General features: G+C 65.9%; 19 protein-coding genes. 10 read left to right on the top strand and 9 right to left on the bottom strand.

The window, feature by feature from the left end; genetic code table 11:
* Position 1 precedes the first annotated feature (1 nt).
* The 4 genes from ACO2SS_RS01925 to ACO2SS_RS01910 are packed head-to-tail and all read left to right on the top strand — an operon-like array spanning position 2 to position 2,570.
* Positions 2–457: a MaoC family dehydratase gene (locus tag ACO2SS_RS01925; protein WP_423275857.1), complete on the top strand. Its 456-nt coding sequence runs from the start codon at positions 2–4 to the stop codon at positions 455–457.
* Positions 457–1,317: an HpcH/HpaI aldolase/citrate lyase family protein gene (locus ACO2SS_RS01920; RefSeq protein ID WP_423275856.1), complete on the top strand. Its 861-nt coding sequence runs from the start codon at positions 457–459 to the stop codon at positions 1,315–1,317. Before ACO2SS_RS01925 ends, ACO2SS_RS01920 begins: the two co-directional genes overlap by 1 nt.
* A 30-nt stretch (positions 1,318–1,347) precedes the next feature.
* A complete protein-coding gene (locus ACO2SS_RS01915) occupies positions 1,348–2,085 on the top strand; it encodes an IclR family transcriptional regulator (protein ID WP_423275855.1) in 738 nt (245 codons plus the stop codon).
* Positions 2,082–2,570, top strand: coding sequence for a MaoC/PaaZ C-terminal domain-containing protein (locus ACO2SS_RS01910; RefSeq protein ID WP_423275854.1), 489 nt, complete (start codon positions 2,082–2,084; stop codon positions 2,568–2,570). Before ACO2SS_RS01915 ends, ACO2SS_RS01910 begins: the two co-directional genes overlap by 4 nt.
* Before the next feature lie 53 nt (positions 2,571–2,623).
* On the opposite strand, the gene aspS is transcribed toward ACO2SS_RS01910, so the two are convergent.
* Positions 2,624–4,414 carry an aspartate--tRNA ligase gene (gene aspS / locus ACO2SS_RS01905; protein ID WP_423275853.1) on the bottom strand — a complete coding sequence of 597 codons (1,791 nt, stop codon included), beginning with the start codon at positions 4,412–4,414 and terminating at the stop codon, positions 2,624–2,626.
* Positions 4,415–4,688: 274 nt separating this feature from the next.
* On the opposite strand from aspS, the gene ACO2SS_RS01900 reads away from it, so the two are divergent.
* Positions 4,689–4,823 carry a hypothetical protein gene (locus ACO2SS_RS01900; RefSeq protein WP_423275852.1) on the top strand — a complete coding sequence of 45 codons (135 nt, stop codon included), beginning with the start codon at positions 4,689–4,691 and terminating at the stop codon, positions 4,821–4,823.
* Positions 4,824–4,890: 67 nt separating this feature from the next.
* Positions 4,891–6,048: a ribonuclease D gene (rnd, locus tag ACO2SS_RS01895; protein WP_423275851.1), complete on the top strand. Its 1,158-nt coding sequence runs from the start codon at positions 4,891–4,893 to the stop codon at positions 6,046–6,048.
* A gap of 2 nt (positions 6,049–6,050) precedes the next feature.
* On the opposite strand, the gene ACO2SS_RS01890 is transcribed toward rnd, so the two are convergent.
* The 5 genes from ACO2SS_RS01890 to ACO2SS_RS01870 all read right to left on the bottom strand — a co-directional run bounded on the left by ACO2SS_RS01890 (position 6,051) and on the right by ACO2SS_RS01870 (position 12,362).
* The gene (locus ACO2SS_RS01890; RefSeq protein ID WP_423276223.1) at positions 6,051–7,532 is read right to left on the bottom strand and encodes a Ppx/GppA family phosphatase; all 1,482 of its coding nucleotides are present in this window, start codon (positions 7,530–7,532) and stop codon (positions 6,051–6,053) included.
* A 25-nt stretch (positions 7,533–7,557) separates the two neighbouring features.
* A complete protein-coding gene (locus ACO2SS_RS01885; RefSeq protein ID WP_423275850.1) occupies positions 7,558–9,912 on the bottom strand; it encodes an RNA degradosome polyphosphate kinase in 2,355 nt (784 codons plus the stop codon).
* A gap of 20 nt (positions 9,913–9,932) precedes the next feature.
* Positions 9,933–10,640: an HdaA/DnaA family protein gene (locus ACO2SS_RS01880; protein ID WP_423275849.1), complete on the bottom strand. Its 708-nt coding sequence runs from the start codon at positions 10,638–10,640 to the stop codon at positions 9,933–9,935.
* A gap of 3 nt (positions 10,641–10,643) precedes the next feature.
* Positions 10,644–11,765, bottom strand: coding sequence for an AI-2E family transporter (locus ACO2SS_RS01875; protein WP_423275848.1), 1,122 nt, complete (start codon positions 11,763–11,765; stop codon positions 10,644–10,646).
* A gap of 63 nt (positions 11,766–11,828) precedes the next feature.
* Positions 11,829–12,362, bottom strand: a complete 534-nt coding sequence (locus tag ACO2SS_RS01870; RefSeq protein ID WP_423276222.1) for a CDP-alcohol phosphatidyltransferase family protein — start codon at positions 12,360–12,362, stop codon at positions 11,829–11,831.
* A 101-nt stretch (positions 12,363–12,463) separates the two neighbouring features.
* Here ACO2SS_RS01870 and purM point away from each other — a divergent pair, with 101 nt between their 5' ends.
* Both purM and purN read left to right on the top strand, forming a co-directional pair.
* The gene (purM, locus tag ACO2SS_RS01865; protein WP_423275847.1) at positions 12,464–13,540 is read left to right on the top strand and encodes a phosphoribosylformylglycinamidine cyclo-ligase; all 1,077 of its coding nucleotides are present in this window, start codon (positions 12,464–12,466) and stop codon (positions 13,538–13,540) included.
* On the top strand, positions 13,540–14,184 hold the full coding sequence (gene purN, locus ACO2SS_RS01860; RefSeq protein ID WP_423275846.1) for a phosphoribosylglycinamide formyltransferase: 645 nt from the start codon (positions 13,540–13,542) through the stop codon (positions 14,182–14,184). The genes purM and purN overlap by 1 nt, the downstream gene beginning before the upstream one ends.
* Positions 14,185–14,187: 3 nt before the next feature.
* On the opposite strand, the gene ACO2SS_RS01855 is transcribed toward purN, so the two are convergent.
* Both ACO2SS_RS01855 and ndk read right to left on the bottom strand, forming a co-directional pair.
* A complete protein-coding gene (locus ACO2SS_RS01855; protein WP_423275845.1) occupies positions 14,188–16,338 on the bottom strand; it encodes a molybdopterin-containing oxidoreductase family protein in 2,151 nt (716 codons plus the stop codon).
* Between the two features lie 88 nt (positions 16,339–16,426).
* The gene (gene ndk, locus ACO2SS_RS01850) at positions 16,427–16,849 is read right to left on the bottom strand and encodes a nucleoside-diphosphate kinase (protein WP_423275844.1); all 423 of its coding nucleotides are present in this window, start codon (positions 16,847–16,849) and stop codon (positions 16,427–16,429) included.
* A 190-nt stretch (positions 16,850–17,039) separates the two neighbouring features.
* Between ndk and ACO2SS_RS01845 the strand changes: the two genes are divergently transcribed.
* Positions 17,040–17,489 (top strand): DUF2147 domain-containing protein, encoded by a 450-nt coding sequence (locus tag ACO2SS_RS01845; protein ID WP_423275843.1) that lies wholly within the window; start codon positions 17,040–17,042, stop codon positions 17,487–17,489.
* 38 nt (positions 17,490–17,527) lie between these two features.
* Positions 17,528–17,899 (top strand): DUF2147 domain-containing protein, encoded by a 372-nt coding sequence (locus ACO2SS_RS01840; RefSeq protein ID WP_423275842.1) that lies wholly within the window; start codon positions 17,528–17,530, stop codon positions 17,897–17,899.
* Between the two features lie 2 nt (positions 17,900–17,901).
* On the opposite strand, the gene ACO2SS_RS01835 is transcribed toward ACO2SS_RS01840, so the two are convergent.
* Complete coding sequence (locus ACO2SS_RS01835) at positions 17,902–18,537, bottom strand: glutathione S-transferase family protein (protein WP_423276221.1); 636 nt, start codon at positions 18,535–18,537, stop codon at positions 17,902–17,904.
* Between the last annotated feature and the right edge of the window lie 628 nt (positions 18,538–19,165).

The raw sequence follows: 19,165 nt of genomic DNA, 5'->3' as shown, positions 1-19,165 counted from the left end.
GATGGCGGGTCTCTATTACGAGCAATTCGAGGTCGGACACGAGTTCCGGCATCCGCTGACGCGCACCGTGACGGAGATGGACAACACGATGTTCAGCCTCCTCACGCTGAACCCTCAGCCGCTGCACATCGACGCTCACTTCGCGGAAAAGACGGAGTTCGGCCAGCGCATCTTCAACTCGCTGTACACGCTCGGGATCATGGTCGGCATGACCGTCTACGACACGACGCTCGGCACGACGGTGGCCAATCTCGGGATGAGCGAAGTGAACTTCCCGAAGCCCGTGTTTCATGGCGACACCCTGCGGGCCGTCACCAAGGTACTCTCGAAACGAGAGTCCAAGTCGCGGCCCGGCGTCGGGCTCGTCGAGTTCATGCACACCTGCCTCAACCAGAACGACGAGGTCGTAGCGACCTGCAAGCGCATGGCGATGATGCGAAAGCAGGACGCGGCCTGATGCGCTCCCTCCTCTTCGTTCCCGGCGACAGCGCGCGAAAGTTCGAGAAGGCGCGCACCGGCCCGGCCGACGCCCTGATCATCGACCTGGAGGATTCCGTCGCGCCCGACCGGAAGGACGAGGCCCGCTCGATCACCTGCGGCATGCTCGGGGCCGAGCGCGGCGCGCAGAAGCTCTTCGTCCGCGTGAACGCGCTCGATACGGGACGAACGCTCGGGGATCTTGCCGCGACGCTCCCCGCGCGGCCAGACGGGGTCGTCCTTCCGAAATGCGAATCGGCGGATCAACTGCGGCAGGTTTCGCTCTGGCTGGACGGGATCGAGGCCGCGACCGGCGTTGTTCCGGGAGCCACAAGCATCATCGCAATCGCCACCGAGACCGCGGCTTCGATCTTCGGGCTAGGCTCCTATGCGGGCGCGACGGAGCGGCTTCTCGGGTTGATGTGGGGGGCGGAGGACCTGTCGGCCTCCCTCGGGTCGACGGCCAACAAGACCGGCCGCACCTACCACTCGCCCTACCGCCTCGCCCGCGACCTCTGCCTCATGGGCGCCGCGGCGGCAGGGGTTGCGGCCATCGACACCGTCTACACGGACATCGAGGACCTCGAAGGCCTGGCCGAGGAGTCCGCGGCCGCGCGGCGGGACGGCTTCAGCTGCAAGGCGGTGATCCATCCGAAGCACGTCGAGGTAGTCAACGCAGCGTTCAGCCCGACCGATGAGGAGGTCGCCTGGGCGCGGCGGATCGTGGATGCCTTCGCGGCCGATACCGGACTCGGCGTCATCCGCATCGACGGCAAGATGATCGACAAGCCCCATCTGCGTGCGGCCGAGAAAATCCTTTCAGCCTCGGGACGGCCCTGATGCCGCCTCCAGCCCGCTCGTGAGGCAGCGATGATCGTCAGGCAGGCGGCAAACGTCCTCGACCTCCTGGAATACTTCGCCCAGGCACGCCGGCCCGCGACCCTCTCCGAGATCGCGGACCATTTCGGCTGGCCGCGCTCGAGCACGTTCAACCTGCTGACCACGCTCGCCGACCGCGGCTACCTCTACGAGCCGAAGCCGCGGGCCGGCTTCTATCCGACGCCGCGCTGGCTCATGCAGGCGCAGGCAGTCGCGAATGCCGAGCCCCTGCCCTCCTGGACCAAGCTGATCCTGAACGAGCTTGCCGCGGATACGGGCGAGACGGTGGCGATCGGCGGTGCGGCTGGCACGATGGCGGTCTTCCTGGACGTCGTCGAATCGCCTGCGCCGGTGCGCTATTTCGGCCATATTGGCCACCGGATCCCGATCCACGCGAGTTCGACGGGCCGCGCTCTGCTCCTCCAGTACTCGGTCGACGAGCGGATGGCGCTCTATCGCAAGATCGAGTTCAAGCAATATGGGCCGCATACGCCCATCAGCATCGACATGGTCGAGGCCGAGCTGAGGCGCTCGGTCGAGCGCGGCTATTGCGAGAGCTATGCGGATTTCAGCGCCGATCTCGCGGGCGTCGCGATGCCTCTTGGCCTTCCCGAGCGGCGCCTCGCGGTTGTCGTCGCGGGACCGATGTTCCGCATGCAGTCCCGGATGAAGACGGTCGCAGAGGCGATCGGCAAAGCGATCAAGCGGCACGCGAAGGCGAGCACATGAAAGAGGACGTTCCGACGCTCGGTCTCGGGCTTCGCTGGGAGGACACGCCCGTCGGCTTCCGTTTCCGGACGATCGGCCGCACCATCACGGAGGCCGATATCACGGCCTTCGTCGGCGTGACCGGGATGACGGAGGTGCTGTTCACCAACGTCGAGTACCTGAAGGAGCAATCGCTGTTCGGAGGCAAGCGGCTCGTGCCGGGCGCGCTCGTTTACAGCTTCGCCGAGGGATTGCTCATGCAATCCGTGGTGCAGCGCGTAGGGCTGGCCTTCCTCGGTATGGAACTCGACGTGAAGGGGCCCACCTTCGCCGGAGACACGATCCGGCTCGAATGCGAGGTCCTCGAGTCGCGTCCCACCAGCAAGGCCGGCCGCGGCTTCGTGAAGACGCGCAACACGGTGCTGAACCAGCGATCCGAACCGGTGCTGGTCTACACGCCGTCGCGCCTCGTGAAGGGGCGCGAGTATCGGCCTGAGGCCGACTGACCGCGAGACGCCGCGCTTCTCGCTTGAAAGCGGGGCGTCTCGGTCAAAACCGCTTACTTCTGCGGCGGGTTGAGCCGGATGTGCAGTTCGCGAAGCTGCTTCGCGCTCGGCTCCGACGGCGCACCCATCAGCAGATCCTCGGCCTGCTGATTCATCGGGAAGAGCGCAACCTCACGAAGGTTCTTCGCGCCGCAGACCAGCATGACGATCCGGTCCACGCCCGCAGCCATGCCCCCGTGCGGAGGGGCGCCGTAGTGGAACGCGCGATAGAGGCCGCCGAACCGGTCCTCCACGTCCTGGCGTGTGTACCCGGCGATCTCGAACGCCTTCACCATGACATCGGGAAGCTGGTTGCGGATGCCGCCCGATGCGATCTCGTAGCCGTTGCAGACGAGATCGTACTGGAAGGCTTTCAGCGTCAGGGGCTCCTGCGTCTGAAGCGCGTCCATGCCGCCTTGGGGCATCGAGAACGGATTGTGGGCGAAATCGACCTTCTTGTTCTCGTCGTCCCACTCGTAGAACGGGAAATCGGTGATCCAGGCGAGCGCGAACTGCTCGCGATCGACCAGGTCGAGTTCTTCGCCGATGCGCAGCCGCGCCTTCCCGGCGAGACTGGCCGCCTTCGCCTCCTCGCCTGCCGCGAAGAATACGGCGTCACCGGCCCCGACGCCGGCGCGCAGGCAGATCCGCGCCAGCACATCCTCCGGCACGAACTTGGCGATGGGCCCGCGGCCGACGACCTTCTCGTTCTCGTCCGCCAGGATGATGTAGCCGAGCCCGGCTGCGCCCTCGCTTCGGGCCCAGTCGTTCAGCTTGTCGAAGAACGAGCGCGGCTGAGCCCCTGCCCCGGGTCCCGGGATGGCGCGCACCACGCCCCCTACCTTGATGACGTTCTTGAAAGCGTTGAACGTGACGCTCTCGTCCGAGAATTCCTCCGTCACGTCCGCGATGAGGAGCGGGTTGCGGAGGTCCGGCTTGTCCGAGCCGTATTTCAGCATGGACTCCGCATACGGGATGCGCGGGAACTCGCCCGTGACGCGCTTTCCGTCCGCGAATTCCTCGAACACCCCACGGAGCACGGGCTCCATGGCACCCAGCACGTCGTCCTGGGTGACGAAGCTCATCTCCAGGTCCAGCTGGTAGAACTCGCCGTAGAAGCGATCGGCCCGCGGATCCTCGTCGCGGAAGCAGGGCGCGATCTGGAAGTACCGATCGAAGCCCGACATCATCAGGAGCTGCTTGTATTGCTGCGGCGCCTGCGGGAGGGCGTAGAACTTGCCCGGATGCAGCCGCGAGGGAACGAGGAAGTCCCTCGCTCCCTCAGGCGACGAAGCCGTCAGGATGGGCGTCTGGAACTCGAAGAACCCCGCCTCTCCCATCCGGCGGCGGAGCGACGACACGACCTGGGTACGCCGCATGATGTTGGCGTGCAGCTTCTCCCGGCGCAGATCGAGAAAGCGATAGCGGAGCCGGATATCCTCCGGATATTCCTGCTCGCCGAAGACCGGCAGCGGCAGATCGCCGGCCGGACCCAGCACCTCGAGTTCGGTGACGTACAGCTCGATCTGCCCGGTCGGGAGCTCGGCATTCGCGGTACCTTCCGGACGCTGACGGACCTTGCCGTCGATTCGGACCACCCACTCCGAGCGCACTTCGTTGGCGAGCCGGAAAGCGGCCGAGTCCGGGTCCACCACGCATTGCGTGAGCCCGTAATGATCCCGCAGGTCGATGAAGAGCACCCCGCCATGGTCGCGGATGCGGTGGCACCAGCCGGAGAGACGCACGCTCTGGCCGATGTCGGACGGGCGGAGGGCTCCGCAGGTGTGGCTGCGATAACGGTGCATGACGGTACCTCGGGAAGCCGCGCACCATTCATGGGGTCCCGTGCTTGTCAAGCGAGAGCGCCGGCGGGCAGGTCCCGCGGGGTTCCGACGTTCACCGTCAATCTTGCTCGGGATCCTTACTCGTTAACCGTGATTGTGCAGCGCACAAAGTAACTCAAATTGTAAGGGTCTCGTTGAGATTCTCGGGCCTAGCTGGGGTGCTCGTCGTGAGTTTTTGGCGATGCGAGCCCCCATTCACCGCACCATAATCCTCGTCATGTGCACCGGAGCTACGATGGCCGTCCTCGGCCGGGCGCCCGGAGCTGTGAACCTGCGCACGCAGGACATCGAGACCGCCATCTCGGCCACCGGCAAGCCAGGCAGGTACCTGAAGGCGAGATATGCCTGGCTCGGGAGAGGCGCCGCATAGGCGATGGATCCCGTCTCCGGCTCAGGTTGACGTCGCGGAACGAGAAACAGTCGGTTATAGCGCCCAGATGGACTTGATCTCGACGACGGAGGCACTCGCCTCTTCCTGCTCTCGCTTCGCTGCCGCGCCGTTCGTCACGGTTGATACCGAGTTCATGCGGGAGACGACATATTATTCCAAGTTGTGCCTGATCCAGATGGCGGGCCCCGGGCTCGACGGCGTCCTTGTCGATCCGCTGGCGCCCGGCATGGACCTCGCCCCGTTCTTTGCCCTGATGGCCGACAAGTCGGTGGTCAAGGTGTTCCACTCGGCCCGGCAGGATCTCGAAATCGTCTGGAACCTCGGCGGGTTGCTTCCAGAGCCGCTCTTCGACACCCAGGTCGCCGCGATGGTCTGCGGCTATGGCGACTCGGTCTCCTACGAGCAGCTCGCCAACGATCTGGCCAAGGCCCGCATCGATAAGTCGTCCCGCTTTACCGATTGGTCGAGGCGCCCCCTCAGCGAGGCGCAGCTCGCCTACGCCTTGTCCGACGTGACGTCCCTGGTGACCATCTACGAGAAGCTCTCGGCCGAGCTGGAGCGGACCGGGCGGGCGGATTGGCTGGACGACGAAATGGCCATTCTGACCTCGCCGGAGACGTATCGGAACGATCCGGAGAAGGCATGGATGCGTCTGGCTGGGCGCATGCGCAAGCCGCGCGAGATCGCGGTGCTCATGGAGGTGGCCGCTTGGCGTGAACGCGAGGCCCAGAGCCGCGACGTTCCACGCAGCCGCGTCCTCAAGGACGAAGCGGTGATCGACGTCGCAGTATCGGCGCCCCGCAGCGCAGAGGCGCTCGGCCGGCTACGGTCGATTCCGAACGGTTTCGAGCGCTCCCGACCTGCGAGCGACATCCTCGCGGCTGTGGAGCGAGGTCTGGCGCGTGATCCGGCTACCGTGCCGGTGCCTGCCCGAGGCCGACCGCGCGCCGGAGGGAACGCCGCGACGGTCGAGCTCCTGAAAGTCCTCCTGCGCGCAGTCTCCGAGAACGAGCGCGTCGCACCGAAGGTGCTCGCCACCGTGGATGATCTGGAGGCCATTGCCGATGACGACGGGGCAGACGTCCCGGCGCTGCGAGGGTGGCGGCGGCGCCTCTTCGGGGAGAAGGCCCTGGCCCTGAAAGCCGGAGACCTTGCGCTCTCCATCGAGCGCGGCTCCGTCGTCGTCACTTCGCGGGAACGCTGACCTCAACCCGCGCGGACGACTGCCTCACAACTGAGGAGCTTTCCAAGAGCCCGCATTCGATTGAGCAACCGCTCGCTCGCCAGCGGCGCGAGTTCGCCGGGCAGCTCGAGCACGATCGCGCCATCCTGGCAGAGAAGCGGCGCCCGCGGCAGCACGCCGGCCATCGCAACGGTTATCGGGTAAGCGATGCGGAACAGGGCAGCGGCGAGCTTTGCGAGCTCGGCAAGGCGCTGACCCGCAAGCCCCAGCAAGGGCGTGCTGGCCGTATCCGCCGCCACGCCCTCGTGCCGGAAGTAGACCGCGAGCGCCAGATAGGCGCGCCCGGGATGATCGACGCCCTGGAGCGCAGCATGTGCGATCATGGCCAGGCTCTGGGCACCGCGGTAATCGGGATGGGCACGCCAGCCGGTATCCGAAAGGAGACAGGCCGCGTGGCGAAGCCGACGCTCGGAGGCGGTTTCGGGCACGCCGAAGCTTGCGATGAAGTTGTCCGTCCAGGTCCGCAGCTCTTCCCCGTGCTGGGGAGCGCGTGCCCGGAGCTGGTTGAGTTCGGCCGCGGCGCTCAGAAGCGGATCCTCCCGGCGCTCCGCATCCGAGAGCTCCTCGAACAGGAGGCCCTCTCGGACGCCAAGTGCCGAGGTGGTGACACCCGAAGGCTGTCCAAGGCGGACGATCTCATCGAGCACGATCGCACCGTAGATCAGAAGGGGGCGACGGGCCTCCGATACGGACGCGATCGCCTTGAGGGCAGCGGGGCTCGTGCGCTCGACCATGCGCTGGAAGCCGCCGCGTTTCAGCTCGAACTGATAGCCGTGCATGACGTGGAGCGGGTATTCACGATCCACCATCTGCATCCGGGCGAGCGCTCGCCAAGTTCCACCGACGGCGTAGAAGGTGCGTCCGGCGAGCTCCTGCAACTGGGGTGCGCGGGCTAGCTCGATCCGCGCAATCTTGGCCGCACTCTTCGGCGAGTTGCCGGCCATGTCCCTGAGAACGAGCCCCCCGAGGGGGAGCGTGAGCCCGGCGCCCGCGCGGTCACCGCGGACGTCTACGATTTCGAGAGATCCGCCGCCGAGATCCCCGACCACACCATCCGGCTCGTGAAGGCCGGAGATCACGCCGGCCGCCGAGAGGAACGCCTCGCGTTCGCCGGTAAGCAATTCGACGGGGCAGCCGCACGCCGCTTGAGCCGCCGCGAGGAAGGCTGGCCCGTTCTCGGCCATACGAGCCGCGGCAGTCGCCAGCACCCTGACGCGGCGCACCTGCACGGTGTCGCAGAGCACACGAAAGCGTGCCAGGGCCGCAAGCGCGCGCTCGACGGCTTCCTCGGACAGCCGGCCGGTGGAAGCGATATCGCGGCCGAGACCGCAGAAGAGCTTCTCGTTGTACAGGGGCGTAGGCGCGCGCGCCGGCCCTTCATAGATGACGAGCCGAACGGAGTTCGACCCGATATCGATGATGGCGATAGGCTCGCGGCCGGCAATGCGGCCGGGGGTGCCGCTTCCCGTACTAGGAGACTGTAGGGCGTCTACGCTTGGCAAGCGACCGGGGGCTCGATGTCTTCTGAGCCTTGCCGCGACCGGACAGGCTCGGGTTGGTCATGAAATACTTGTGCGCGTTGAACGGTTCCTCGCCCGGCTGGAGCTGAACCCGTTCGCTCGCGCCGGACGGCAATACGGTCCAGCTCTGCTCGTTGTCCAGGAGGTTCGCCAGCATGATCTGGTCCAGCACCTGCTGATGGACCGTCGGGTTGGTGATCGGCAGGAGGGCCTCGACACGGCGGTCGAGGTTCCGGGTCATTAGATCGGCGGACGAAATGTAGACGTGGGCCTCCGGGTGAGGCAACCCGAACCCATTGCCGAAGGCATAGATCCGGCTGTGCTCCAGGAAGCGGCCGACGATCGACTTCACCCGGATGTTGTCCGACAGCCCTGGGATGCCCGGCCTGAGGCAGCAGATCCCCCGTACGACGAGATCGATCTGCACGCCCGCCTGGCTCGCGTCATAGAACGCGTCGATGATCTCAGGATCGACGAGGGAGTTGCACTTGCCCCAGATGGCGGCGGGCCGCCCTGCCCTCGCATGTGCGATCTCCTCCTCGATTCGCCGCAAGAGACGTTTCCGGAGGTTGATGGGCGAAACTGCCATCAGTTCGAGTTCGTCCGGCTCGGCATAGCCGGTGATGAAATTGAAGATGCGGTTCACGTCGCGACCGACCGCAGGGTCCGCCGTGAAGAACGACAGGTCCGTGTAGATCCGTGCCGTGACCGGGTGATAGTTGCCGGTCCCGACGTGGCAGTAGGTGACGAGCTGTCCGCCCTCCCGCCGGACCACCATCGAGAGCTTGGCGTGCGTCTTCAGCTCGAGGAAGCCGAAGACCACCTGCGCGCCGGCCCGCTCGAGGTCGCGCGCCCAGCGGATATTCGCCTCCTCGTCAAAGCGGGCCTTCAGCTCGACGAGAGCCGTGACCGACTTTCCTGCCTCCGCGGCCTCCGCCAGGACCCGCACGATCGGGCTGTCGGACGAGGTGCGATAGAGTGTCTGCCGGATGGCGACGACGTTCGGATCGCGCGCCGCCTGCTGCAGGAAGAGGACGACGGCGTCGAACGACTCGTAGGGGTGGTGGACGATGATGTCCTTCGGACGGATCGCCGCGAAGCAATCGCTCCCGTGCTCCCGGATGCGTTCCGGAAAGCGGGGATTGTACGGCTTGAACTTCAGGTCCGGCCGCTCGAGCGCCACAAGCTGCGAGAGCTCGTTCAGAGCGAGCTCGCCCTCGACGACGAAGACGGCATCGCCCGTGACGTCGAGCTCTCCGGCGACGAATTGCGCGAGGTCATCCGGCATTGAGGCTTCGACCTCGAGGCGTATCACGCTCCCGCGGCGGCGACGTTTGAGGGCCGTCTCGAAGAGGCGCACGAGGTCCTCGGCCTCCTCCTCGATCTCGAGGTCCGAATCCCGCAGGACGCGGAAGGCGCCTCGACCCTCGACCCGATAGCCGAGAAAGAGCTGATCGGTGAAAAGGCCGACGAGTTCCTCGACTGCGATGAACCGCATGGTGCCCGCGCCGTCCAGGTCGGGCAGCCGCACGAACCGCTCGATCTTGGCCGGAAGACGGATCAGGGCCTTGAGGGGGCGCCCATCGATCTTTCGCGCGAGCTTGAGGGCGATGGAGAATCCGAAATTCGGGATGAATGGAAAGGGGTGAGCCGGATCGACCGCGAGCGGCGTCAGCACCGGGAAGACGTAATTGAGGAAATGGTCCTGCAGCCAGGCGCCCTCGCGAGGGGAGACCTGATCGGCCTCGACGAGGACGATTCCGTTCTCCACAAGCTCGTGCTTCAATTCCGTCCAGCGCCGCTGCTGATCCGTCGCCAGGGACGAGGCTTCGGCCGCGATCTGGCTGAGTTGGCCGGCCGGAGACAGGCCGTCCTGCGAGGTGACGGCCACCCCGGTGCGGACCTGGCCCATCAGGCCAGCGACCCGCACCATGAAGAACTCATCCAGATTGTTGGCCGAGATCGACAGGAACCGCAGTTGCTCCAGAAGGGGATGGTTGCGGTTTGACGCCTCTTCGAGAACCCGGCGATTGAACTGCAGCCATGACAGCTCGCGATTGACGAAGCGCTCGGGCCGGCGGCGAAGCGCCTCGCCCTCGGACACGCTTGTCTCCGCCTTCACCCGAGTCGTTGGCTCCCGCGGCTCCAGCGTGATGATTTCCGCCTCGGGGGGCGGCGTGTCGCTACCGGCAGCGCTCGGAATGGCGATGCGAGCCTCAGCGGGCGCCACGGCGTCTTCCGGCCGAAGCGACGCGGCGTCCCCCTCTGCGATCGTCTTCGGAATGCGTCTACGACGTGTCGCCATGGCTCCCTTCTACGTGGATATTATGACTGAGCTGTGATGACCCCTTCCGCCTCTGGGTCCCGCTCCTCGTCCTCCTTCGCGACGAGCGCGGCCGCCATCGGGCGCGTGATCCGGCGCCCGCGGCTCAGCGCCTCACGATCCAGAGCCGCGACGATCTCGGCCGCGCGGGCGAGCGACCGCTCGATGTGGGTTGCTAGGTAGTCGACCACGCTCGTGTCCACGACGAGCTGCCGATCTACGAAGTGCTTCACCAGGACCGCCTTCAGCAGCGCATCGTCGGGGGCATGGAGCTCCACCACAGGCGCCAGGCGCAGCCGCGACATCAGATCCGGCGTTCGGAGACCGCAACGCTCGATCGGCTCGGCGCTGGTCACAAGAACCGACACCTGGCGCTCTCTCGCGATATTCACCAGGTGGAACAGCGCGGCCTCCGCGACTGGCCCGACATCCAAATCCTCGATCACCAGAGCAGGAACGCCGTCGGAGGCGGCTGCGATCTCGTCGTCGATCCGCGCCGCAGGCAGGATGGGCGCACCGGAGCGCTGGGCCCAGATGGCGGCGAGGTGGCTCTTGCCGCTGCCGGCGGGACCGCGCAGGTGCAGGAAGCGGCTCGGCCAGTCGGGCCAGAGCTCAAGGCGCGAATACGCGTCCTCGTTCGAGGGACTGACGAGGAAGTCGTCCGGACCGTAACGAGGCTCGACCGGCAGATCGAGAACGAGTTGCCGCATTGGTCAGACGTCGGCCTTCTTCGTAACGGGCAGTATCATGATCTCGGGTGGAGAACCCGGCACGGATGGGGGCTCGCCCATATAGATCGGGCTCGCCTGGTACCGAAGGATGGCGAAGCGGGTGAGGACGCCAATGATCGCAGCCATCGGCACCGCCAGAAGCAGGCCGAGGAAGCCGAACAGGGACCCGAACGCGAGAAGGGCGAACATCACCCATACCGGGTGGAGCCCAGCGGAGGCCCCGACCAGCTTGGGTGACAGGATGTTCCCCTCGATGAATTGTCCGACGAAGAATATGCCGAGTGTGGCGAGAACCATGCTCCAGTCCGGCAGGAACTGCACGAGCGCGACGCCGACGGAGAGCAGCAGGCCGGTGAGGGAGCCGACATAGGGAATGAAGCTGATCAGGCCCGCGAATAGCCCGATCAGGACGCCGAAATTCAGACCGAGGAGAGCGAGCCCGCTCGCGTAGAAGACGCCCAGGAAGATGCAGACCGTCGTCTGCCCCCGCACGAACCCAGAGACGGCGCGGTCCATCTCGCGGGCGAGACGGCGGACCGTCTCCCGATGGCGGGGCGGAACCCACCCATCGATCGTGGCGATCATCCGGTCCCAATCCACCAGAAGGTAGAAGGCGACGACCGGCGTGACGACGAAGATCGACAGGACGCTGATCACGGCCTGAGAGCCGCTCCAGATTGAGCGCATAAAGGTGGTGACCCAGTTCGCGCCCTGGCCGAGCAGATCTCCGAGCGAGCGCTGGATCTGTCCCAGAGCCTCCTCACCGCCGAACTCGCGGATCAGCGGCCCGCCGTGCTCGGCCATCAAGGCCTGCAGCCTTGCCACATAGCCGGGCACCTGCTCGGCGAACTTCACGACCTGCTGCACGGCGAGCGGCACGGCGATGATGAGCACGAGCCCGAGAAGCAGGACGAAGACGGTCAGGATGAGGATCGTCGCACCGAGCCGGCCGAGGCCGAGCCGCTGGAGGCGGTCCGCCACAGGATCGAGCAGGTAGGCCAGGGCAGCTCCCGCGACGAAGGGCAGAAGCACGTCGCGCAGAACGTAAAGTCCCACGAGCAGCAGTACGAAGCCGCCTAGTGGATAAAGAACCTGCCTTTGCATCGGCGCGAGAACCCGGTTTCCCTATCAATCTAGCGGGTTTCGTGCCGGCATGCGCAAACGTCTTCAGGCCCCGGCCATGTGCCGAAGCCAGCGGCCGAGATAGGCGCCTCCCGAGATCACCGTCAGCACCGCCACGAGCCACATTCCGGCGGGAACGATCCAGCCGGCCGCCCCCCCGAATGCCATGATGGCGAGTACCAGCCCGGCAAAGGCGATCTGCGCCGCGGTATTCAACTTGCTGACGAGAAGCGGGCGGATCGGCATCGGCCGCTCCATCAGACGAGACACCAGGATGGCGGCCAGAATCATCAGATCGCGCGACACGACGATGATCGCGATCCAGCCTGGCAGGACGCCTACGACCGACAGCGTGACGTAGATCGAGACCAGCAGCGCCTTGTCTGCAAGCGGATCGATGTAGGCGCCGAACTCGGTGCGCATGTTGAATCGTCGCGCGATGAAACCATCGACGCCGTCCGAAATTCCCGCGAAGGCGAACAGGGCGAAAGCCGCCGCCCATTGCCCCTCGTTGATCATGACGACGACGAACGGAACCAGGATGAGCCGGAGGATCGTGATCAGGTTTGGAATGGTCATCTCGACCGGCTCGGCCTTTCTCGGCATGGACTCCCGAGCGTCCGCGCTTGCGTCGGGTTCGCAGGACGCTTACTGCCCGGTTGGCTTCACTCCTAGACCGCATGAGCGACCCTGACACCCGGCCGACCGGATCCGGCCTGACCTATGCCCAAGCGGGTGTGGATATCGATGCCGGAAACGCGATGGTTGATTCCATCAAACCGCTCGTCCGCGCGACGCGGCGGCCGGGCGCCGATGCCGAAATCGGGGGCTTCGGTGGATTGTTCGACCTGAAGGCGGCCGGCTTCACCGACCCGATCCTGGTAGCGGCGAATGACGGCGTCGGTACCAAGGTGAAGATCGCCATCGAGACGGGGCGGCACGACACCATCGGGATCGACCTCGTCGCCATGTGCGTCAACGACCTCGTCGTGCAGGGCGCCGAACCGCTGTTCTTCTTGGATTACTACGCGACGGGCCGGCTCGACCCGAAGGCTGGCATCGACATCGTCAAGGGCATCGCCGAGGGCTGCCGCCAGGCCGGTTGCGCCCTGATCGGGGGCGAGACGGCCGAGATGCCGGGCCTTTATGCCGAGGCGGATTACGACCTCGCCGGCTTTGCCGTCGGAGCGGCTGAGCGGGGCGCGCTTCTGCCGCGCGGCGTCGCGGATGGCGACGTGGTGCTCGGTCTGCCCTCGTCCGGCGTTCATTCGAATGGATTCTCCCTCGTGCGCCGCGTTGTGCAGCACGCAGGTTTGGGGTGGAGCGATCCGGCTCCCTTCGATCAGGGCACGACGCTTGGGGAGGCGCTGCTCGAGCCGACCCGGATCTACGTGAAATCGCTGCTCGCCGCGCTGCGGGGGAGCGATGGGATCAAAGCGCTCGCCCATATCACCGGGGGCGGGTTCCCGGACAACATACCTCGCGTGCTGCCCGAAGGGCTTGCCGTCGAGCTCGACCTGGATGCCATCACCCCTCCCCCGGTCTTCGGCTGGCTCGCTGCGGCAGGAAGCATTGCCCAGGCGGAAATGCTTAGGACCTTCAATTGCGGGGTCGGGATGATCATCGGCGTCGAGGCAGCCAAGGCGGACGAGGTGGCCGCCGCCCTCCAAGCGGCAGGTGAGGCGCCGATCCGGCTCGGGAACGTCGTCGCCGAGGCGACGGAGCGTGTCGTCTACAAGGGTAAGCTGACGTTCTGATGCACGGCGGCAAGAAGCGCGTCGGAGTCCTCATCTCCGGCCGCGGGTCCAACATGGCCTCGCTTATCGAGGCTGCCCAGGCACCGGATTATCCGGCCGAGATCGCGCTCGTCGTCTCGAACCGCCCAGGTGCCGGCGGGCTCGCGCGAGCCGAGGCCGCCGGCATTCGGACCGCCACGGTCGACCATAAGCTGTTCCCGGACCGCGCATCATTCGACGAAGCTGTCGGCCAAGCTTTCGTTCAGGCCGGCGTAGACCTGATCTGCCTTGCAGGCTTCATGCGCATTCTCAGCGATGGCTTCGTCGAGCAGTGGACCGGGCGGATGCTGAACATCCATCCGTCGCTCCTGCCTTTGTTCAAAGGGCTTCGCCCCCACCGGCAGGCGCTTGATGCCGGTGTCTGCATTCACGGATGCAGCGTCCATTTCGTCGTGCCGGAACTCGATTCCGGGCCGATCGTGGCACAGGCCGCCGTGCCGGTTCTCCCGGGGGACACGGAGGATGGTCTCGCCGCCCGCGTGCTCGCCGAAGAGCATCGGCTCTACCCTCTCGGGCTGGAACTCGTCGCCGGGGGGCAGGCCCGTCTCGAAGGCGGCCGCACCGTGTTGGCGTCCGGCAGCCGAACCGCCCTAGGCCTCGCCTGACGCTCAGGCGAGAGCTGGCTCCGGCGCGGCCGTCACCGCGTCGTCGAAACCTTCCAGAACCGGGCCGATCCGCTCCAGCGCGACGCGGTTGTCGTGAAAACCGACGCCGCCATAGGGCGCCACGGGATCTGCCGAGGTCAGCGTATTGATTCCCCGTCCACCGGGGAAAAATTCGTTCGGCCAGATCGACTCTGCGATCAGGACGCCGGGCCGAACGCCTGGGAAAATCCTCGCCCTCAAAAGGACGGCCCCGCGATCATTCACGAGGCGAACCCAATCGCCGGCCTCGACCCGAAGACGCTCGGCGTCATCGGGGTGGATCATGACCTCTGGCCGCCCCGCCTCCTTGGCGCGCGAGGTCGGCGTCTCGTTGAAGCTCGAATTCAGGAAGTTCCGCGCCGGGCTTGTCGCCAGACGGAACGGGTGGCGCGCCGTCGCGGCTTCGATGGAGGCCCAATGGTCGGGAAACTCGGGCAGATCCTGCCAGGGGCCCATCGGGCCGTCATTGGCGTTCGGCACCTTCGTCCAGTCTGGGCTGAAGCGAAATTTCCCGTCCGCATAGCCGAAACCGTTCAGATAGTGCGCTTCCTCGAAGGATGGCTGTACGTCGAGCCAATTATCCTGCGCGAGTTCGGCGAAGGTTCCCCGGCCCGAGGCGGCGAGCATCTGGTCGATCAACTCGCGCGGGCTCATGTCGAAACCCGGGTGGGCTGCGCCGACCCGGCGCGCGAGTTCGCCTATGACCTCGTGGTTCGAACGGCACTCGCCCGGCGGGTCCACCAGCTTCAGGCCGAGCTGGATGTGCTGGTGTCCTCCGGCCGTGTAGATGTCGTCGTGCTCAACGAACATCGTCGCAGGCAGGACGACATCGGCCATCTTCGCCGTCTCGGTCATCACCTGCTCGTGCACGCAGACGAACAGGTCCTCGCGAGCGAAGCCCTGCTTCACGAGTTCCTGCTCGGGCGCGACGGAGACCGGGTTTGTGTTCTGGACGAGGAGGGCTGCGACCGGCGGGCCATTCCTCAGCGCCTCCGGGTCACCTGTCAGGACGCGCCCGATCTGAACCTGCTGCAACTGCCGGATCGCCGGATCGCGGGCGTCCTGGCCTTCGATCAGCATCTTGTTCAGCTTGTAGACGCCTGAGTTCGAATGAAAGGCGCCGCCCCCTTCGACCTGCCATGCACCCGTGACGGCCGGTATCGACAGGGCGGCGTGCATGTTCACGGCGCCGTTTCGGCTGCGGGAGAAGCCGTAGCCCAGGCGAAAGAAGCTGGCCTTCCGGGTGCCGACAATCCGGGCGAAACTCTCGATCTCGCCGACGCTTACGCCCGTTATGGATGCCGCCCATTCCGGTGTCCGGCTCGAGAGGTGCCGCTCCAGGTCGGCCGGCCGGTCGGTGTAGCGGGCGAGATAGTCGCGATCGGCCAGGTTCTCGCGAAACAGGACGTGCATGACCGCGCAGGCGAGCGCACCATCCGTGCCCGGCCGCACCAGCAGCGCGAGGTCGGCCTGCTTCATGGTCGGATTGTCGTAGACGTCGATGACAACGATCTTCGCGCCGCGTTCCTTCCTGGCGCGCAGCGCATGGGTCATCACGTTGACCTGCGTGTGGACGGGGTTCGTTCCCCAGATCACGACGCAATCGGCCCGAGCCATCTCGCGCGGATCCGAGCCGGCGAGCTTGCCGGTGCCGGCGATGTAGCCAGTCCAGGCTGGCGTCGTGCAGATGGTGGAATACTGCCCGGAATAGTTCTTGGCGTGACGCAGGCGGTTGATGCCGTCGCGCATCACGTAGCCCATCGTACCGGCATAGTGGTACGGCCACACGGATTCCGAGCCGAGCCGCCGCTCGGCATCGAGGAACGCCTCGGCCGTGCGGTCCAGCGCCTCGGCCCACGAGATCTGGCGGAACTGGCCGGAGGCCTTTGGCCCGACCCGCAGCAGCGGGTGCATGAGCCGGTCGGGGTGGTAGAGCCGTTCGGAATAACGCGCGACCTTCGCGCAGACCACGCCCGCCGTATAGCTGTGATCGGAGGCGCCGCGGATACGGCCGACGCTACGGCCATCGATGACCTCGACCTCGAGCCCGCAGGTCGAGGGGCAGTCATGCGGGCAGGTCGAAAGCCGGGTCTCGACGCGAGGAACGAAGTTCATCCATGGCCCGCGCGCGACCCAGCTCTGCTCAGAGCGGCGGAGGCGGTCGCAAGCCTCCGCACGCTCGACGCGTCAGCGATGCAAGAGTTTAGCCGACGATCTCGTTCCCGGAGAAGAACTGCGCGATCTCGATCCTCGCGTTCTCCGCGCTGTCGGAGCCGTGCACGGTGTTCTCGCCAACCGATTCCGCAAACTTCTTGCGGATCGTCCCCTCGGCCGCGTTGGCCGGGTTCGTCGCGCCCATCACCTCGCGGTACTTCGCAATCGCGTTCTCGCCCTCGAGAACCTGCACGACGACCGGGGCGGAGGTCATGAACTCGACGAGTTCGCCGAAGAACGGGCGCTCGCGATGCACGCCGTAGAACGTCTCGGCCTGGGCCTTCGTCATCTGGATCCGCTTCTGCGCCACGATGCGCAGGCCCGCTTCCTCGATGACCGCGTTGACGGCGCCCGTGATGTTGCGGCGCGTCGCATCGGGCTTGAGGATGGAAAAGGTCTGCTCGGTGGCCATCAAAGTCTGTTCCTGAGGGGATGAAGTGGGGGCTTATAGCATCGGCCCCAGTTGTCTCAACCCGAACTGAAGCGATCTCCGTCTAGGCTCGGCCCGCTCCGTGTCACACAATCTGCAAGATCGGCGTCGAGCTTACGCGTGGTGCTCGAGCCGGGTGCGACGAAAGGGTTTACAAGACGGGGAGGTTCGCATGCGAGTGGCTTTGGTGGCCGGGGCGACAGCCTCGTTCCTGTGCGCAGGTGCGGCGGTGGCCGAAACCGGGCGGATCACAGGCGTTTGGCTGACGGAAAACGGCGACTCCAAGATACGGATGTCTGCCTGCGGACGATCCTATTGCGGCACTGTGATCTGGGCGAAGGTCAACGGGCGCGACGAGAACAACCCCGACCCCGCGCTCCGCAAGCGCTCGATCGTCGGCATGCCCCTCACAAAGGATATTCGTCCGGCTGGAGACCGCTATGCGGGCTCGATCTACAATCCCGAGAACGGCAAGACCTACAGCATCACCATGCAGGTGAAGGGGCCGAGCAAGCTCGAGGTTGAGGGATGCGTTTTCGGGTTCCTCTGCGGAGGAGAATCCTGGTCGAGGCTGCCCGACGAGACGGCCAGCGCCGATCCGGCTCCGCCTGTCGGGCGCTGAGTTCGCGAGCGAAGCGCGCTCTGGTCCTTGCCGCTGCGGTGCTCTTCCTCGCCACGGGTGCGAGCGCGCAGGAGGTCAGCGGAACCTGGCTGACCGAGGGAGGCCGGTCCCGCGTACGCATCGGGCCATGTGGCCCAGCGCGGTGCGGCACGATCATCTGGACCCAGGCTGAGGTTAAGGACCTCAACAATCCCGATCCTGCGCGACGCGGCGCGAGCCTCGTCGGGCTGCAGATGATCCGGAACGCCCGCCCGGAGGGCGCCGCCTGGACGGGCGAGCTCTACAATCCCATGGACGGCCGCACCTATGCGGGCCGCATGCGGCTCCTCTCCCAGGATCAACTCGAATTATCGGGATGCGTTCTCGCCGGCCTGATCTGCAAGGCCCAGACCTGGACCCGCATCCGGTAAGCTCATCTCGCTCTCTGGCCGAAGAGGACGGCGCGCACTGCCGGATCGTTGATGTTGGTCGTACCCCGGTCCTCGGCGTTGATCGCAAGCCCACGTTGAACCGCGGGCCGAGCCGCCACCGCGGCCAACCACCGCTGCATGTTGGAGAAGGAGGAGATGTCCTGCCCCTGGCGCTCCCAAAGCTTGGCCCAGGGAAAGGTGGCCATGTCGGCGATCGAGTAATCGCCGGCCAGGAACTCGCGATCCGCGAGCCGCCGGTCGAGCACGCCGTAGAGGCGGTTCGTCTCGTTGGTATAGCGATCGATGGCGTATGAAATTTTCTCGGGAGCATAGATCCGGAAATGGTGCGTCTGGCCCGCCATCGGCCCGAGCCCCGCCATCTGCCAGAACAGCCACTGCTCCACCTCGACGCGCGCCCGCTCCTCGGCCGGATAGAACTTCCCTGTCTTGCGGCCGAGATATTGGAGGATCGCACCCGACTCGAAAACCGAGATCGGCCTGCCGTCCGGACCGTCTGGATCGACGATCGCCGGCATTTTGCCGTTCGGTGAAAGGGCCAGGAATTCCGGCTTGAACTGATCCCCCTTGCCGATATTCACGGAGTGCACCCGGTAGGGCAGCGCGCACTCCTCGAGCATGATCGAGATCTTCCAGCCGTTCGGTGTCGGCCAGTAGTAGAGCTCGACAGGGTCCTTCGTCACAGCCGCCACAAGCGCCTCTTCTGAAATTTCTTAGTCGCCTCTTCTAGGCGAACCGCCAGGAAGTGAAAATTCTTCCCGCGACTAGCCTGAGGAGCGTTGCAACCGCCCCCACTCGGCATACGATCGTCTCCGGCCGTACCGAGCCAGAGGGAGCGTAGATGCCAAGATCGCATGTTGTCGCCGCCGCCGTCCTGGCTCTCGGCACCGTGTTCGGAGCTTTCCCGTCCTCCGCGCAGAGTACCGCAACGGGCGGGACATCCGCCAGCGGCAGGCAGGCGCAGGAGAGTGGAGCCGAAAAGCCATCCGGAACCAGGGCGGCGCGCACAAGGCGCGAGCCAACCGCCAGTCAGATGGCGGCTCGCGAGCGTCAGCGCAAATGCGGTGTCGAATGGAAGGAAGCGAAGGCCGCGAACAGAACCGGCAGCATGAAGTGGCCGCAGTTCTGGAGCCGCTGCAACGCGAGGCTGAAGGGGAACTCCGCCTGACCGTCTTGGGGCGCTTGGCGGTCCCGCCATCCGGAGATCGAATACCGGGCGCGTCCGCCTTTTTCCGGGAGGGAAACGTT

Origin of the sequence: Enterovirga sp. CN4-39 (assembly GCF_049446235.1) — a bacterium.
In the GTDB taxonomy this organism is placed as follows: domain Bacteria; phylum Pseudomonadota; class Alphaproteobacteria; order Rhizobiales; family Beijerinckiaceae; genus Enterovirga.
Note: the sequence above shows the minus strand (reverse complement) of the source record. Positions and strands in the feature narration are given on the sequence as shown.